At 70.1% G+C, this 16,344-nt stretch carries 17 protein-coding genes; 3 read left to right on the plus strand and 14 right to left on the minus strand.

The window, feature by feature from the left end:
* Nucleotides 1–30 precede the first annotated feature (30 nt).
* The 7 genes from AB0878_RS39360 to AB0878_RS39390 all read right to left on the minus strand — a co-directional run bounded on the left by AB0878_RS39360 (nt 31) and on the right by AB0878_RS39390 (nt 7,630).
* Nucleotides 31–450 carry a DUF126 domain-containing protein gene (locus AB0878_RS39360; RefSeq protein ID WP_366586218.1) on the minus strand — a complete coding sequence of 140 codons (420 nt, stop codon included), beginning with the start codon at nt 448–450 and terminating at the stop codon, nt 31–33.
* Nucleotides 447–1,742: an aconitase X catalytic domain-containing protein gene (locus AB0878_RS39365; RefSeq protein WP_366586220.1), complete on the minus strand. Its 1,296-nt coding sequence runs from the start codon at nt 1,740–1,742 to the stop codon at nt 447–449. The genes AB0878_RS39360 and AB0878_RS39365 overlap by 4 nt, the downstream gene beginning before the upstream one ends.
* A 3-nt stretch (nt 1,743–1,745) precedes the next feature.
* Nucleotides 1,746–3,035 (minus strand): FAD-dependent oxidoreductase, encoded by a 1,290-nt coding sequence (locus tag AB0878_RS39370; RefSeq protein WP_366586222.1) that lies wholly within the window; start codon nt 3,033–3,035, stop codon nt 1,746–1,748.
* A 9-nt stretch (nt 3,036–3,044) separates the two neighbouring features.
* Complete coding sequence (locus AB0878_RS39375) at nt 3,045–4,664, minus strand: dihydroxy-acid dehydratase (RefSeq protein ID WP_366586224.1); 1,620 nt, start codon at nt 4,662–4,664, stop codon at nt 3,045–3,047.
* A 104-nt stretch (nt 4,665–4,768) separates the two neighbouring features.
* On the minus strand, nt 4,769–6,112 hold the full coding sequence (locus AB0878_RS39380) for an MFS transporter (RefSeq protein WP_366586226.1): 1,344 nt from the start codon (nt 6,110–6,112) through the stop codon (nt 4,769–4,771).
* 161 nt (nt 6,113–6,273) lie between these two features.
* Nucleotides 6,274–7,212 carry a LysR family transcriptional regulator gene (locus AB0878_RS39385; protein WP_366586228.1) on the minus strand — a complete coding sequence of 313 codons (939 nt, stop codon included), beginning with the start codon at nt 7,210–7,212 and terminating at the stop codon, nt 6,274–6,276.
* Nucleotides 7,213–7,270: 58 nt separating this feature from the next.
* Nucleotides 7,271–7,630: a hypothetical protein gene (locus AB0878_RS39390; RefSeq protein WP_366586230.1), complete on the minus strand. Its 360-nt coding sequence runs from the start codon at nt 7,628–7,630 to the stop codon at nt 7,271–7,273.
* 105 nt (nt 7,631–7,735) lie between these two features.
* On the opposite strand from AB0878_RS39390, the gene AB0878_RS39395 reads away from it, so the two are divergent.
* Entirely contained in the window at nt 7,736–8,212 is a 477-nt protein-coding gene (locus AB0878_RS39395; protein ID WP_366586232.1) for a cupin domain-containing protein, read from the plus strand.
* Between the two features lie 3 nt (nt 8,213–8,215).
* Here the strand turns inward: AB0878_RS39395 and AB0878_RS39400 are convergent, their stop codons facing one another.
* The 7 genes from AB0878_RS39400 to AB0878_RS39430 all read right to left on the minus strand — a co-directional run bounded on the left by AB0878_RS39400 (nt 8,216) and on the right by AB0878_RS39430 (nt 13,698).
* Nucleotides 8,216–9,463 (minus strand): flavin-dependent oxidoreductase, encoded by a 1,248-nt coding sequence (locus tag AB0878_RS39400; RefSeq protein ID WP_366586234.1) that lies wholly within the window; start codon nt 9,461–9,463, stop codon nt 8,216–8,218.
* A gap of 126 nt (nt 9,464–9,589) precedes the next feature.
* On the minus strand, nt 9,590–10,750 hold the full coding sequence (locus AB0878_RS39405; protein ID WP_366586236.1) for an FAD-dependent oxidoreductase: 1,161 nt from the start codon (nt 10,748–10,750) through the stop codon (nt 9,590–9,592).
* Nucleotides 10,747–10,941, minus strand: a complete 195-nt coding sequence (locus tag AB0878_RS39410) for a ferredoxin (RefSeq protein ID WP_366586238.1) — start codon at nt 10,939–10,941, stop codon at nt 10,747–10,749. Before AB0878_RS39410 ends, AB0878_RS39405 begins: the two co-directional genes overlap by 4 nt.
* A gap of 43 nt (nt 10,942–10,984) precedes the next feature.
* Nucleotides 10,985–11,170, minus strand: a complete 186-nt coding sequence (locus AB0878_RS39415; RefSeq protein WP_366586240.1) for a hypothetical protein — start codon at nt 11,168–11,170, stop codon at nt 10,985–10,987.
* Nucleotides 11,171–11,638, minus strand: a complete 468-nt coding sequence (locus tag AB0878_RS39420; protein ID WP_366586242.1) for an aromatic-ring-hydroxylating dioxygenase subunit beta — start codon at nt 11,636–11,638, stop codon at nt 11,171–11,173.
* Nucleotides 11,635–12,885, minus strand: coding sequence for a Rieske 2Fe-2S domain-containing protein (locus AB0878_RS39425; RefSeq protein WP_366586244.1), 1,251 nt, complete (start codon nt 12,883–12,885; stop codon nt 11,635–11,637). The genes AB0878_RS39420 and AB0878_RS39425 overlap by 4 nt, the downstream gene beginning before the upstream one ends.
* Before the next feature lie 72 nt (nt 12,886–12,957).
* Nucleotides 12,958–13,698 carry an IclR family transcriptional regulator gene (locus AB0878_RS39430; RefSeq protein WP_366586246.1) on the minus strand — a complete coding sequence of 247 codons (741 nt, stop codon included), beginning with the start codon at nt 13,696–13,698 and terminating at the stop codon, nt 12,958–12,960.
* Between the two features lie 197 nt (nt 13,699–13,895).
* Between AB0878_RS39430 and AB0878_RS39435 the strand changes: the two genes are divergently transcribed.
* On the plus strand, nt 13,896–14,573 hold the full coding sequence (locus AB0878_RS39435; RefSeq protein WP_366586248.1) for an alpha/beta hydrolase: 678 nt from the start codon (nt 13,896–13,898) through the stop codon (nt 14,571–14,573).
* Between the two features lie 325 nt (nt 14,574–14,898).
* Nucleotides 14,899–16,323, plus strand: coding sequence for a type I glutamate--ammonia ligase (glnA, locus tag AB0878_RS39440; RefSeq protein WP_366586250.1), 1,425 nt, complete (start codon nt 14,899–14,901; stop codon nt 16,321–16,323).
* Nucleotides 16,324–16,344: the final 21 nt, after the last annotated feature.

A 16,344-nucleotide genomic window follows, 5' to 3' on the forward strand; every position in this document is an offset into this window, starting at 1 on the left:
CTCACCGCCCGACACCGAGCCGCCGGGACGTCAGCGCGGGAGCACCCTGACCAGCCCGTGGTCGGCGTCGACCTCGACGAGGTCGCCCGTGGTGATGCGGGCGACCGGGTCGTCGTCGAGGTCGGTGACGGCGGGAACGCGGGTGACGATCGCGCCGAGTGCGGCCTTCGTCGTGAGGCGGGTGAAGACCATCGCGAGCGGCGCGGTGCCGAGCAGCCGCGTGGACTGGAAGAAGCCCGACCACCCCGACGATCCCTTGGCGCCCGGGAACACCAGGACTTTCCCGGTGAAGCACACGCCGAACAGCTCGTGGCGGCGTTCGATGATCGTGCCCGTCGCCGGGTCGATGCCGCCCCAGCCAGAGATCGTCTCCCGGGAAACGAGCGCCTCGCCGACGACGCGGCCGGGCACGATTCCGCGGCCGCGCAGCAGCACCCCGGGCGCCGTCATCGGGCTGCCTTCCCCAGCGAGCCGCGCCACCGGCCGGTGACGGCGGCGTCGACGCAGTCCTCGAGGGTGCCGAACCACGCCTCGATCCCGAGGATCGCGGGCAGGTAGTGGGCTTGCTTGGCGGAGTCGGTCGCGAACACCCTCGTGCCTTCCGGGGCGACGCGCGACATCGCCGGGCAGGAGTCGGTCAGCACACGCCCGCCGGCCCGCCGAATGGTTTCGGTCCAGCCGTTGCGGTCGGCGACCGTCCGCAACGCGCGGGGCGTCATCAGCCACAGTTCGCACCCGGCGGAGAGCTTGCGCCCCTCCAGCGCGCGGGCGACCCGGCCGACTTGCTCCAGCGAAGCGTGCGGGCAGCCCAGGAGGATGAAGTCGACGTCCTCGCTGTCGCCGATCGAGTTCAGCGACTCGTAGACCGCCCGGCGCTCGGCCTCGCCGTACCGGATCGGTTCGGGGATCGAGCGGCCCCCGAAGGCGGCTTCCAGCGTCGGCGCGTCCGGGGTCCGGCCCGGCAGGTGGTACATCTCCACGCCACCCGAGGACGCGGCCGCGGCACCGAAGTGCTTGAGGTCCGCCAGATCCGGGCGACCCAGCTCGCCGATGACGACCGGGCGCTCCTCTTGGACGACGTCGCCGGCGAAGTAGCCGAGCATCCCCCAGTCCTGGAACCCGTCCGGCACCAGCGTCGTCTCGATGAGGTGCGTGCCGTAGCGGTTTTCCCGGTGGTGGTTGCCCCAGCACGGGATCCGCCCGGTCAGGCTCGCGGCGCCCGTGGAGGCACCACCCTCGCAGTTGGTGCGCGCGCCCAGGACGGAGTTGGCGTAGACGACCGCCGAAGACTCCATCCACGCGACGTGCTCGCCGTAGGTCGGGAGGTTGCCGACCTGGTACGGCGTGCACGTGGCGAGCACGTTGACGCCCCGGCTGCTGGCGAACGACTCGGCCTCGGCCTGCAGGTCGATCTTGTGCCCCGGGTAGGGCATGATGCCGCGCGCGTCTTCGCCGAACCCGTGCTGCAGCTGACACGTCGGGACGCGCATCGGCGGGATCTCGAGGTCGTCGTCGCAGTCGAGGCTGATCACGGAGAACGCCTTGGCCCAGCCGCCCTCCGCGACCAGTTTTTCCTTGGCCGGCGAAGGTTGTGTGGTCGTGCCCGCGACGTTGCGGGTTTCGCACAGCCGCTCGGCGCCGAGCGCGTCGGCGTAGCGGATCAGCAGATCCATCGCCGCCGCGACCGCGTCGCCTTCCGCGCCGTCGCGCATGCGCTTCTCTTCGTCGGTGAGGCCCACCATCGCTCAGCCCTCCACGTTGTCGCGGATGCGGTCCCGCAGCGCGGTCAGATCGACGTCGTGGACATCGCCGCCCAGGGTCAGGTCCAGCGTGTGCGCGGCGGCGCGGCCCATCGCCGAGCACGGGCCCATCACCCGGACACTCGACAACGCCGCGGCGTCGCCGTCGACACACCGCCCGGCCGCGACCAGGTTCCGCGCGCCCGGTGAGGTCAGGCTGCGCAGCGGGACGTAGTGCACGTGGTCCGGCCCGAACGTCTCCCAGACGTAACCCGACACCCGGTCGTGCAGCTCGACCGGCCACGCCGTGCGCGCCACCGCGTCTTCGAAGGCGGTGCCGTGGCGGACCTCTTCGAGCGTGAGCTGGTGGTCGGCGGCGAGCCAGCGGGTCTGCCGCCGGCCCGGAAAGCCGTACGCCAGCACGGAAGCGTCCTTGAAAGCCGCCGGGAACTCGGCGCGCAGGAACTCGACGACCCGGTCGGCCTGTGCCCGTCCGCGCAGCTGCGCCTCCGCGGCCTCGACCGCCGTCAGCGGTGCCTCGACGTGCGTCATGTTCATCACGGCGGTGTCGCGCCCCGGGAAGAAGAAGGCGAGCCCGTCGCGCCGGACGAGGCCGTACTCGTCGGCTTTCTCGTCGACGCGGGCCACCAGTTCGGCCGGGTCGGGCTTGGCCGACTCCACCAGGCCGGTGAGCCGGATCTGCTGCGAGCCCCACACCGTCCGTTCCGGCACCCGGCACGGCAGCCCGGCCTCCCACGCCAGTGCGGCGTCGCCGGTCGCGTCCACGAATCCCTTGGCGCGCACCGAAACCGGACCGTACCGGGTCGCGAACTCGACCCGCTCCAGCACGCCGCCGTCGAGGGCGACCGCGCTGATCGAGGCGCCCAGGACGACCCTGATCCCGAGCTCGGACACGAGGTTCTCGAACCACCGGCCCAGCACGACCTCGTCGTAGGGGACGGTCTGGGTGTGGGTGCGGTTGTACGCGATGTCCCCGGAGCGTTCCAGCGCCGGGAACATCTCGTCGAAGATCCCGTGCGTGAGCTGGTGGTACTCGGGAGCGTTTCCGTAGATCCCGCAGAACAACCCGATCATGGAGTTCACGCACTGTCCACCCAGGACGGGAAGCGCGTCGGCGAGCACGACGTCGCGGCCGCAGCGTTTCGCGTCGATCGCCGCGGTGAGGCCGGCGATGCCCGCGCCGACGACCAGGACGTCGGCTTCGAGCGATTCCGCGGCGCGGTCGGCGGGCCGGGTGACGGTGTTCACCCGCAGATCGGTCAGTGCGTGAGGCAACAAAACTCCTTAGGACGAAGAAGAACGGCGCAGGGTCGCGCCCCGGTCGAGCGGTTCCACGACGCCGGCGTAGACACCGAGCCACGAACCCGGGCGGGCCGGCCAGGTTTGCGGAGACCGGGTGCGGGGGTAGTCCGAGAGCCGCTGCTCGAGCTCGGCCGGTGCCACGAGCAGCTCGACGGTGCGGGCCGGGACGTCGATCGCGATCGCGTCCCCGGTGCGCACCACACCGAGCGGGCCGGGCACCCCGCCTTCGGGCGTGACCTCCCCGACGACGATGCCCTTGTTGACGAGCCCCGAGAGCTGCCCGTCGGTGACGAAGGCGACCTGCTCGCTCAGCCCGGCGCCGTTGAGCGCGAAGACCACGGCCGACGCCATGCCCATGCCCGGGGTTCCGGTGACACCGAGCCCCCTCAGCACCAGCACCTCACCGGACCGCACCTCGCCGCGCTCGATCGCCTCGATGGCCGCGGGCGCGGACTCGTAAACCCTTGCCGGGCCACGGAACGCGCGGGCGCGCGTCTCGGTGACCGACAGCTTGACGATCCCCGTGCCGGGGCACAGGCTGCCCCGCATCAGCACGATCGTCGACTGCGGCCGGATCGGTTCCGCCCTGATCACGGCCGGGTCGACCGCCGCGCCGGCGAGGTTCTCGGCCATCGTCCGGCCGCTCATCGTCGGCACCGAGCCGTCGACGACGTCGCCGAGCTGGGCCAGCACGGCGCGGGCACCGCCGGCGTCGTCGAACTCCTCGATCGACGCCGGACCGTTGGGCCGCACCGCCGCGAGCGGGCCGACGTGGCGGCCGAGGTCCTCGAACAGGCCGTGCACGTCGAGGTCGCCGGGGAGCTCGGCGGCGATCGCCTCGAGATGCTTGACCGCGTTGATCGACCCGCTGACGGCGATCACCGCGGCCACCGCGTTGCGGACCGCGCCCGGCGTCATCACCGTGCTGGGCCGCCGATCGGCCTCGACCGCGGCGATGATCGCGGCGCCCGAAGCCCGGACCGCCGCCCACATGGTGTCGCTGTTGGCGCGGGTCGGCGCGGTGCCGGGCAGTGCCATGCCCAGTGCCTCGGCGACGATGTGCATCGTGTTGGCCGTGCCCATGCCGGTGCAGACGCCGGGGCCGGTGATCGCCCGGTCCGACATGGCACACAGGTCGTCGAAGCCGATCGCGCCCGACGCCAGCTTCCCGGCGTCGACGAACACGTCCTCGATGTCCACGCGGCGGCCGTCGTCGAGGGCTCCGCAGCTCTGGTAGCCGCAGGCGATGACCAGCGTGGGCACGTCGGTGCGCGCGGCGGCCATCAGCTGGCCCGGTGTGGTCTTGTCGCACGAGGCCAGGCAGACCATCCCGTCGAGCTGCGCCCCGTCGACGACGGCTTCGATGTCGTAGGACACCAGGTCCCGGCCCGACAGGACGTAACCACCACCGCGGCCGGCAGCCATGATGAAGTCGGTCGGGGCCACGGTCCGGATCTCGAAGCCCAGCCCGCCCGCGGCGTCGATCGAGTCCTTCACCGCCGCGGCGATCGCGTCGAGGTGGGCGAAACAGGGCGCCAGCCCGGAGGACGAGTTGACGACGGCGATCTTGGGGCGCCTGATCTGCTCGTCGGTGTAGCCCATCGATTTCCACTGGGTCCGGGTCGTCGCCCACCGGGGCGAACCGACCGGGTGGTTGCTGCGCGGCTCTGGGTTGGTGATCGTGACCTCCGGGTTCGGGTGCGGGATCATTCGGACGCGGCGTCCGCGTGCGGTGCGGTCGCCCCGGCCGGCTCGCCGAGCAGCACGGTGCCCCGCGTCTCCGGGCCGATCCACGCGCCGGCGAAGAAGAGCACGCCGCCGAGGACGATCAGGACCACGGCGGTGTACTCGTAGGGCAGCACGGCCTGCAGCACGGTGATCCAGACGCTGTACAGCGCGGGCAGGATGAGGCTGAGCGTGTAGACGGTGCCGTAACCCGAGGAGCGGACACCGGCGCCGAAGCGTTCGTTGAGGTAGACGACCAGACAGCCGAGCGGGGCGTTGGGCAGCACGAAGGCGACGACCGCGACGATCCCGATCGGCAGGAACCCGGCCCCGGAACGGGCGAGCAGGACGAGGAGCACGTACGCGAGGGCGGCCCCGAAGGTGATGGCCACGGCGCAGCCGAGCAGCAGCTTGCGGCGGCCGATCCGCTGCCCCCACACCCCGGCGCCGATCATGCCGAGGATCGTCGCGACGTTGGCGATGATCTCCAGGGTGCTGACGTCGGAGGGGTTCTGGTGCAGGACCCCGACGAGCAGCCCGGGCATGAACGACAGGACGATCTGCGCGGCGAACCACATTCCGGTCATCAGGAGGAACACCTGGCCGAAACCGCGGATGTTCTTCCGGTTGAACAGCTGGAAAAGCGGCGCGCGATTTCCGTCGCGGGATTTCTTGAGCTCCTCGAGATCGACCTCTTCGACGCGCGAGTAATAAACGACGTAGGCAATTCCGAGCAGGACCCCGAAGAAGAAGGGAATGCGCCAGCCCCAGGATTGCAGTGCCGGGGTGGAAAACCGCTCCAGCACGACGAGCTGGATGATGCTGATCAGCGTGATGGCCGCGGGCGCTCCGGCGGCCATCACGCCGCCGACCAGGCCGCGGCGGCGCATCGGCGAGCGCTCGATGGCCAGCGGAACCGGCCCGGCGTAGCCGCCGCCCAGGAAGATCCCGCCGATCAGGCGGAGCAGGATCAGCCCGACGATGGACCCGTAACCCCAGCTCGCGTAGCCCGGCATGAGGGCGATCAGCAGGGTCACGACCGTGAACCCGATCCCGGTGATCAGGGTGACGCGCCGCCGGCCGATCTTGTCGGCCAGGTTGCCGAAGATGGGGCCGCCGATCGGCCGCCCGAGCAGGGTCACGACGAAAATGACGGTCACGAGGGTGACCTTCGTCGTGGCCGACATCGAGTCGGGTTCGAAGTAGTCCATCACCGCCGGCAGCACGAGTGCGGGCAGGTAGATGTCGAAGCTGTCGACGAACAGGGAAAGGATGCCGCCGACGACCGATCGTCGCGCTTCCGGAGTCAGTCGCTCGTCTGCCATGGGTACGGTCGTCGACATCCAGGAAATTCCTTCCGATCACGAATACCGCTCCGCTGCGATATATCGCTTGTCCCGGAAGATTCTAGGAATCCCCGCCGAGGGCCGGAAGTCAGAAATCCTGATCCCGGGAATCAGTCTGGATTATGGTTGCGCCGCGATGATCAGCTGAGCCCTTCGCCGATACCGCGCAGCGCCTCGCGCAGCCAGGCGTGCGCCGGGTCGGGGTCGAGGTCGTCGTGCCACCACAGGCTCTCCACGATGCCCTCGGGCTCGCCCGGGCACTCGAGGACCTTGAGGTCCAGCCGCTTCGCGAACTCGACGGCCAGCCGGCGTTGCACCAGCGCGATCCGGTGTGTTCCGGCCACGAGCGCGGGCACGGCCTGGTAACTCTCGACGCTCAGCGCGACCTGCGGCGCGAGCCCCAGCTCGGCCAGCCGCCGCGGTACGGGCGGCAGGGCCACACCCGGCTCCCGGTGATACGGCACCACCCAGTCGAGCCGCTGCAGGTCGGCCAGGGTGAGCCCGTCGTCGCCGACGTCGTGGCCGGCCCACACGACACACACCCACTCGTCGCGGAACAGCTCGGCCGAGCGGAGCCGGGGCAGGTCGTCGAGCTCGATCGGCGGCGCGACCACCCCGTCGACGAACCGGGCGATCCGGGGCAGATCCGCACTCAGCGCCTCGCGGACCAGCCGGATCCGCAGCCGCGCGCGGGGCGCCTCCCGTTCGAACAGCTCCGCCAGCGGCCGGCCGATCACGGCGAGCGTGTAGTCGGCCATCAGCAGCGTGAACTCCCGCACCGACGTGCCGGGAGCGAAACTCGACCCGGTGGCGAACAGCTGCTCGGCGGCCGCGCAGACGTCCTCGACCTGGCGCACGAGCTGCCGGGCCAGCGGCGAGAGCACGTAACCGCGGCCGCTGCGGACCAGCAGGTCGTCCTCGAAGTGGCGCCGCAGCCGGGCGAGAGCCGCGCTCAACGCCGGCTGGCTCACCCCGACCCGCTCCGCCGCACGGGTCACGTTGCGCTCCCGCAGCAGCTCCCGCAGGACGACGAGCAGATTGAGGTCGAGCCCGGCGAGCTGCGTCGCACGGCGGCTCATCCCGCCCCGCCGTCTGTGTGCCCGACCATTCCCGTCACCTTACGGGGCCGGGCGGCCGTCATCCCGGGCCGTCGGGATGGGCGAGGTCGTAGGCGCGGGAAACCTTCTGCGGGACCACCATCCGCCACGCGTCCACGACGAGCTCGCGAGCCTCGGCAGCGTCCAGCGCGGCAAGCTCGGCGTCGACCCAGTTGAACCGCAGGTCCGACTCCGACGGCAGCCGGAACTTCTCCGGCTCGCCGGCGACGAGCGCGGCACGCTCCTCCTTCGGGAACGCGAACCCCATCACCGCCTCGTCGAGGGAGAACGCGACATAGACGATCTGCTTGACCCGGAACTTCAACCGGCCGCGCACGTACACCGGATAAGAACGGTCGAGCTCCGAACCCAGGCCGCGGACATCGTCGACCACCGCCACGACACACCTCCTCACCCAGGACGAAGGCTGCCATGTCAACGCTGTACAACGCGACCGGTATGGCGCAAAGTGCTCAGCAGAGGTGACCATCGGCCAGGAGGTGTGATGACCGGCGAGGAAATCGTGCTCGGTCCCCTACCGAAGGGGATCACTCCCGCCCACGAGGGCATGCGGAAGAAGGTGTGGAACGTGCTCGGGCACACCTACTCCATGAAGGCCGCCAGCGAATCGAGCTTCGCGTTCGAGACGCTCGATCCTCCGGGCACCGGCGTACCGCCGCACGTGCACCCGACCCAGGACGAGCACATCTACATCCTGGAGGGCGTGTTCACCCTCTACCTCGACGGCAAGTGGGAGACCGCGGGCCCCGGCGACACCGTGCGGATGCCGAAGGGCCTCCCCCACGCCTACTACAACCGCAGCGAGGACATCAGCCGAGGGCTGTTCTGGGTGAGCCCGGCCGGGCGGCTCGCGGAGCTGTTCGACAAGCTGCACAACCTGGAGGACCCGGCCGAGGTGGTCCGGCTGTCGGCGCTGCACGACGTCGACTTCCTGCCGCCCGGTTCGGTGGAGGGCGCCTGAGGTTCACCGGCCGGGGTCGTTCACCTGCTGCTGCGATGCCCCGGAAACCTGGGCGTAGCCGGTGACGACGGCCTCCAGTTCCGCCGCGTCGATCACGTCTTCGAGGCGGGAAAAACCGTCCGGAGCGCGGCGCTCGACCTCGTCGATGACGTTCTCCGGCCCGCCCTCGCGATTGCGGAGCACGATCTCGCCGGTGGCCGCCAGGCGGTCGTCCTGGTAGGCCCGAAGTGCTGCGGTGGGGTCGGAGTGCCGCGCCAGGTGCCCGGCGAGGCTGGTGGCGTCGAGGATCGCCTGGCCGGCACCGTTGGAGCCCATCGGGTACATCGGATGCGCGGCGTCGCCCAGCAGCGTCACGCGCCCGTGCGACCAGGCGGGCAACGGATCGCGGTCGCACATCGGGAACTCGAAGATCTCCTCGGTGGCCTCGACCAGCGCGGCGTGGTCGACCGTGGGCAACCGGAACCGCCCGACGTAGCGGGCCAGCTCCGCCCGGTCGGCGGGCTTGGCCCAGTCCTGGCGCTCCGGCGGCGGATCACCGGGTCGCCCGGTGCGGATGCAGATCGCCCAGTTGGTGAGCCGGGTGCCCGCGCTCCGGCCCGGCGCGATCGGGTAGACCACCAGCTTGGCCGCGGTGCCCCCGGCGACGATCATCGAACGACCGCCGCCGAACTCCGGCCAGTCGGTGGCACCGCGCCACATCAGGACGCCGTTCCACCGCGGCGGTCCCTCCGCCGGGAACAGCAGGGACCGCACGGTCGAGTGGATCCCGTCGGCCGCCACCAGGACGTCGCCGCGCACCGTGGCCGGCGCGCCACCGTGCCGGTCGGCGAAGTGCGCCTGGACGCCACTGTCGTCCTGGTCGAACCCGATCAGCCGGTGCCCGGTTCGCACCGCGTCGGCACCGAGCCGTGCCCGGACCGCCCGCAGCAGCATGCCCTGCAACCGGCCACGGTGCAGGCAGAACTGGGGAAGCGTGAACCCGGCGTCCAGCCCGCACGGCTTGCGCAGGATCACCTGCCCCAGCCGGTGGGTGTAGAACAGCTCGCGGGTGCGGATCCCGACTTCGTCGAGCGAGTCGAGCAGGCCGAGTGCGGCGAGCTCCTTGACCGCGTGCGGCAAGGCGTTGATCCCCACGCCCAGCTCGCTGATCCGCTCGCTCTGCTCATGGACGACGCACTCGACGCCTTCGTGGTGCAATCGCAGGGCCGCGGTGAGCCCGCCGACCCCCGCTCCGACGATGACGACCTTCATCACGGCCACCTCCTGTCCCGACCTCGCAGCATCGCCGAGACGCGCGGTTCACGCCACCCCCGATCGGTGGCACCGGCGAATCGGGCGTTTCCTCTCGGGCAACGTCTTGCGGCTGCCGGTGCACGCTCATCGCGGCATGGGCGCGGACTTCAGCATGACGGCGCGCAACCGGGCCAGCTCGCGCGGAGCGTTGCACGCGAGTGCGCCGGTGAGGGTGCCGCCCTGGTCGTAGGTGGCGGTGAACGTGCCCCGGCCGAACGAGACCCGCACGTGGTCGGCGGGGTCAGGAGTGCCGAGGCAGTGCAGTTTCCGGTCGTATTGGTCGGACCAGAAGTACGGAAGCGCCGTGTACGGCGTGCGGTCGTCGCGGACGAGGGCGCGGGCGGCGTGCCGGGCCTGTTCGACGGCGTTGGTCCAGTGCTCGACGCGCCGGAGCCGCCCGGTGCGCGGGTCGGGAAACCGGGCGACGTCGCCGACCGCGAACACGGTGCGGCCCGGGTCGGCCGAGAGCGAGCCGTCCACCAGAACACCGTCGCGCACGGGCACTCCTGAGCCGGCGAGCCACCCCGTGGCCGGGGCGACGCCGGTGCCGAGCACGACAAGATCGGCCGGCACCGTCTCGCCGTCGGCCAGGACGACTCCCTCGACGTGATCGCGGCCCCGAATCCCCTGCACTCGCACACCGGTTCGCAACGTCACGCCGTGGTCGCGATGGACGTCGGCCACGATGCCGGCGACGCGGGGACCGAGCAGGGCCAGCGGATGGGGTTCCGGCATCAGCAAGGTGACGGGAAGACCGCGGCCCCGGACGGCGGCGGCCACCTCGGTGCCGATGAAACCACCGCCGATGACCGCGACCGTGGTGGCGGTACTCAGCGCCGCGCGCACAGCCAGCGCGTCGTCGAGGGTGCGCAACGGATGGGCGCCGGGAGGTAACCGCCAGGGCACGCGCGGGGTCGTCCCGGTGGCGATCACGGCCGCGTCGTAGGCCAGCGTGTCGCCGTCGTCGAGCCGGAGCGTGCGCTTCGCGAGGTCGAGGCCGATCGCGCTCCGGCCCAGCAGCAGCTCGGCGGCGAGGCCGTCGACGTCCAGCCGGGTCTGCTCGGGAGCCCACTCTCCGCTGAGCACCTGTTTGGACAGTGGCGGGCGATCGTAGGGCGGATGGCGTTCGGCACCGATCAGGGTGATCCGGCCGTCGAACCCCTCGGCTCGCAGCGCCTCCGCGGTACGCACGCCGGCCAGCGACGCGCCGACCACCGCCACGTGGCGCCGAGCCGCCCGTGTCACCGGCCGGCCAGCCGGATCGCCTGGCGCGGGCAACTGCGCACCGCCTCCTCGACCGCGGCGCGCTGGGACTCGTCGGGGTTCTCGTCGAGGATCGACACGAGGTTGTCGTCGGTGAGGTCGAAGACTTCCGGGGCGGTGATCACGCAGCTGGCGAATCCTTCGCAGCGTGCGGTGTCGGACTCCACGTGCACGACGGTTCCTTTCGGATGGCTCGGATGGCTCGGGTGACTCGGGTCAGTGCGGCCGGACCAGGCCGGCGAAGTCGTCGTGGGTGAGCCGGGTCAGGCTCTCCACCTCCAGCACGTCCAGGTGGATGGCGGCGCCGGTCTCCAGGTTCTCCACCAGCAGCCGGGGGCCGGCACCGGCGGTGTCGACGCTGACCCGGACCGTGCCGAACTCGTTGCGCAGCACCAGCGACATCTAGATCACGAACGTGAGGTTGAAGATGCTGGACTCGCAGTTCACCAGGACGACGGTTTTCGCCGCGATCCTCCACCGATCGTCGTCCCACCGGAACCGGTGCCGGTACTCCCCCGCGAACACCCGCTGCGTCTCCTTGCGGTCCTCGGCCAGGATGAAATTGGACAGCACGGCGTCCTCGCGGATTCGCACGTTGCCGATCACCCGCCGGGTCGCGGATTGCGGGATCTGGGCGTGTGCGGGCCCTTCCGTGAGCCGCCAGACGCGCTCGCGCATCCGCTCGCGATCGTCGTGGATGAGCGAAACCTCGCGAGAGGGATCGGTGCTGTCGCGGCGGGCTGGCACCCAGTACACGGCGTCGTCGGTGAACATGTCCAGCCAGCCCTGCAGGTCGCCGTCGTCGAGGGCTTCGGCCTCGGCGTAGAGCAGGTCTTCGGCTTCGGTCCGGGAAAGGCGCATCGGTGTCATGCCGGCTCCCCCTGTGTCATCAGCCGCCGCCACTCGCGGAACAGCCCGCGCTGCGGTGTCTCGTCGCTGGGCTTGCCGCGCCGCACTCCGTCCGTGCGCCGCTCCTCCTCGTGCAGGCCCCGGGTGAGTACCAGCCACGGGTCGCCGGCCACGGCCGCTGCCCCTTCCTGCACGCAGACGAACGCTTCCGCGTCGTCCGGGGAGATGAAGGCCCCGGTGGCGAACGCTTCTTCGAACTCACGCAAGCGCTCCGCGTTCAGCTCCGGCGGCGCGTCGGCGAAGAGAGTCGGGGTCATCGTGATCTGGGTTCTCGCCGGTGACAGCGGGGTGATCACCCGCAGGTTCTGCAACGTCAGGTGCAGGTTCGGGTAGATCATCAGGTTGAACTGGCCGAGGAGCGCGGTGAACACCCCGGCGCCGTGCTCGCGTTCGAGCCGGTCGGTGTACTCGGGGTACTGGACGCGGAACTTGGCGATGTCCGTCTCGCCGGGCCACCGAGCGAGCAGGACGTGCCCGTACGGGTGCGCTTCGCTGTAGCCGACCGCCTCGTCCCGGGAAGCCAGGCGCGCGTGCGTGCGGTCCGGGCTCTGCTCCCGGATGTTGAACCACGTCTCGTGCAGGGTGATCGCGTGGTAACCGTCCACACCACCTTCGAGCGCGTGTTTCCAGTTCGCCGGGTACTCCTGACGGTTCACTCCCGCCGAGAGCTCCAGCACGTGCTCGAACGCGGGGTGGAAAAAGATCGTGTCCAGGTAGTGCCGAGCCGTGCCGAGGTACTCGGTGAGCTCCACGATTTCCGGGTCGAGGCTGGCGAACACCAGCCCGCGGTAGGTGTCCACCCGCGGCACCGGCAGCAGGCCGAGCGTGGACTTGTCGAAGTCGTCGCCGTAGCGCGCGGCCCCGGGAACACCCAGCAGCTCACCGGAATTGCGGTACGTCCAGCCGTGGAAGGGGCACCGGAAGAAGTTCGCGTTGCCGGTTTGCTGGCGGCACACCACCGACGCGCGGTGCCGGCAGCGGTTGAACAGCACTCGAATCTCGCCACCGGTGTCCCGGACGACGATGACAGGGTGCCGGCCGATCCGCGCCGTCTTGTAGTCGCCGGGCTCGCGCAACTCCGAGACGTGCGCGACGTAGACCCAAGTGCGCCCGAAGATCCGGTCCATCTCCTGGTCGAACAGCCCGGGATCGGTGTAGACGCGGCTGTGCACCCGGTCCTCGAGGACCAGGTCCGCGGTACTGGGCATGCGGTTCCTTTCCGTGCGACGCGGCGGCACGCGGTCACGCCCCGCCGGACAACTGACGATCGCGGGCGGGCTTCACCGCGCCCGATGCCCGAGCGCGGCCGAAATCGCGCCCGTCGCCCCCAGCAGATCGGGAAGGATCCGCTTCACGGCGGCGCTGCCGAACCGGTTGGTCGGCCCCGACACGGTGGTCGCGGCCGTCACCGCGCCGTGCCCGTCGCGGATCGGCGCCGCGACACCCCGCCCCGTCGCCGGATCGGCGTCGGTGGTCTCGTAGCCGCGTTCCCGGATGCGGCGCAGGCGCGCATCACCGTCGGACCGACCCGCTTGCCAGGCCAGCAGGCAACGCCCGGCCGCCAGGTCGAGCGGATCACGGGCGGTACCGAGCCGGGTGTAGGTCCGCACCTGGTGCGCGCTGTCCACCCGATCGACGCAGATCGCCAGATCGTGTTCGAGAACCCAGAGCGTGACCTGCTCGCCGGTGTCGGCGGCCAGCCGGCGCAGGTGCCCGGCGGCGGCGGTTCGCACGTCCAGCGGTGCGATCGCCACGCTGCCGAGGTGCCACGTGCTGAGCCCCAGGCGATAGCGCCGCGTTTCGGGATCCTGCACGAGGTAACCGCGGTCCACCAGAGTCCTGGCCACCTTGTGCACGGTCGACTTCGGCAGGCCCACCGCCGCGCTCAGCTCGCCGAGCGCCAATTCGGGCCGCTCGAAGCTGAATGCCTCCAACACGTCCAGAGCTTTGCTGAGCGATTGGACCGGCGGTCGCGGTGCCGATCCAGTGCGTTCCCGATTAGCGAATGCCGTACCTTCCACGGGACCACGTTAGGTGGCACCTTCCTGCAGGTCAAGCCGTTCCCGATTGGCGAATGGCCGCGAATCGCGGTCTTGACAACGCGTGTTCCCGGGCGAACAGTGAACCCGCCGCGAGCTGGTTTTCGCACCGGACAACCAGCTTTTCCGGCACTTGTCCGAGCCGGCGGGCCGGCTTCTGCGATTCACTGGAGAATCACATGGATATCGTGCTGGTGCACGGCGCCTGGTGTGGCGGCTGGATCTGGGACGACGTCGCGCATCGACTGCGTTCGGCCGGTCACGAGGTGCACGTCGTGGAGCAGCTGCCGAGCTCGGATCCCGCCGCCTTCGGCGATCTGGCCGCCGACGCGAAGCACCTGAGGGCGGTGATCGACCGGTGCGCCGGCGAGGCGTTCGTGGTCGGGCACTCCTACGGGGGAATGGTCCTGACCGAGGTCGCCGACCATCCGAAGATCCGCCACAGCGCCTACCTCACTGCGTTCTGGCCGGTCGCCGGTCAGTCCTTGATGGACATTCGTTCCGAACACCACCTGGAGTGGCTCACCGGCGGGCCGGACGGCACCCTGCACATCACCGACGACCAGGAGATCGCACGACAGGTACTCGGGTCCGATGTGGACTCCGACCGGTTCGCGATCTTCCACCGCAACCGCCAGGCGCAATCGGTGGCCAGCTTCACCAGCGTGAGTACCGCGCCGCCGCGAAACCATCCGACGACCTATGTCGTCTGCGAACGCGACCAAGGAATCCAGCTCGCCGACCAGGAGCGGATGGCCTCGCGAGCCGACGTGGTGCACCGGCTCGATGCCGCACACCTCGCACCGTTCTCCCAGCCCGAGGCGCTGACGAAGTTGTTGCTCGGCCTTCGGTCCTGACCGCGCCGTTTGGGATTCGAGCCGCCTTCTGCGGGGCCTTCGTCCCGGCGTCGGCGACGCGCCGCCGCCGGCGTGGAGCGACAGCCTGACACCGGACGTCCGCGCACATTCGCCGGTGTGGTGCGACATCCCGTTGGAGATTCTCTATTTTCCGGGCGAGGACCGTCGCCCGGGGTCGGCGTCAGTGGCTGGTTCCAGGCCCCGCACAAAACTGTGCCGCGTTGGAAGAAGAGGTCCGCCGAGCTCACCGTGGGCGTCCTCGATGTGCAGTAAACTCATTCCCCGCCGCAATGCGTCCTCGATACCGCGAAGGAGACAGGAGAACATGTTCACCAACGCCGACGAGATCCTCCGCTTCATCGCCGATGAGGACGTCCAGTTCATCGACGTCCAGTTCTGCGACCTGCCCGGCATCATGCAGCACTTCACCGTTCCGGCAGTCTCCTTCGACGCGGAGTCCTTCACCGAGGGGCTCGCCTTCGACGGCTCGTCGGTCCGCGGGTTCCAGTCGATCCACGAGTCGGACATGCTGCTGCTCCCCGACCCGGTCACGGCCCGCGTCGACCCGTTCCGAGCCCAGAAGACGCTCGCGATGAACTTCTTCGTGCACGACCCGTTCACACGCGAGGCGTACAGCCGCGACCCGCGCAACATCGCCCGCAAGGCCGAGCAGTACATCACCGAATCCAGCATCGCGGACCGGGCGTTCTTCGGGCCGGAAGCGGAGTTCTACATCTTCGACTCCGTCCGGTTCGACTCGGCGGAGAACGGTGCCTTCCACGAGGTCGACTCGATCGAGGGCTGGTGGAACACGGGCGCCGACGAAGCCGGCGGGAACCAGGGCTACAAAACGCCGTACAAGGGCGGCTACTTCCCCGTCCCGCCACGGGATCACTACGCCGACCTGCGTGATGAGATCGTGCGCGACCTGGCCGGCGTCGGGATCGTCGTCGAGAAGGCCCACCACGAGGTCGGCAGCGGCGGCCAGGCCGAGGTCAACTACAAGTTCAACACCCTCCTGCACGCCGCCGACGACCTGCAGTTGTTCAAGTACATCGTGAAGAACGCCGCCTGGGCGGCCGGCAAGACCGTCACTTTCATGCCCAAACCGCTCTTCGGCGACAACGGCTCCGGCATGCACTGCCACCAATCCCTGTGGGACGAGAACGGGCCCCTGTTCTACGACGAGACCGGTTACGGCGGCCTGTCCGAAATCGGGCGCCACTACGTCGGCGGCATCCTGCACCACGCGCCGAGCCTGCTGGCCTTCACCAATCCGACGGTGAACTCCTACCACCGCCTCGTCCCCGGCTACGAGGCGCCGATCAACCTCGTGTACTCGCAGCGCAACCGCTCCGCCTGTGTCCGGATCCCGATCACCGGCGCCAGCCCCAAGGCCAAGCGCATCGAATTCCGCTGTCCCGACTCCTCGGGCAACCCCTACCTCGCGTTCGCCGCCATGCTGATGGCCGGGCTCGACGGGATCCGCAACAAGACCGAACCGGCGGCGCCCATCGACAAGGACCTCTACGAACTGCCACCCGACGAAGCCCGCGAGGTCGCCCAGGTCCCCGGGTCGCTCGAGGCGGTGATCGACCGGTTGGAAACCGACCACGAGTTCCTCCTCAAAGGCGGTGTGTTCACCCCGGACGTGATCGAGACCTGGATCGACTTCAAGCGGGAGCACGAAATCGACCCGATGCGGCTGCGCCCGCACCCGTACGAGTTCGCTTTGTACTACGACGTTTGAGGGGTGACAGCGCCGAACAAC

This window comes from Amycolatopsis sp. NPDC047767, assembly GCF_040704195.1.
Taxonomy (GTDB): domain Bacteria; phylum Actinomycetota; class Actinomycetes; order Mycobacteriales; family Pseudonocardiaceae; genus Amycolatopsis.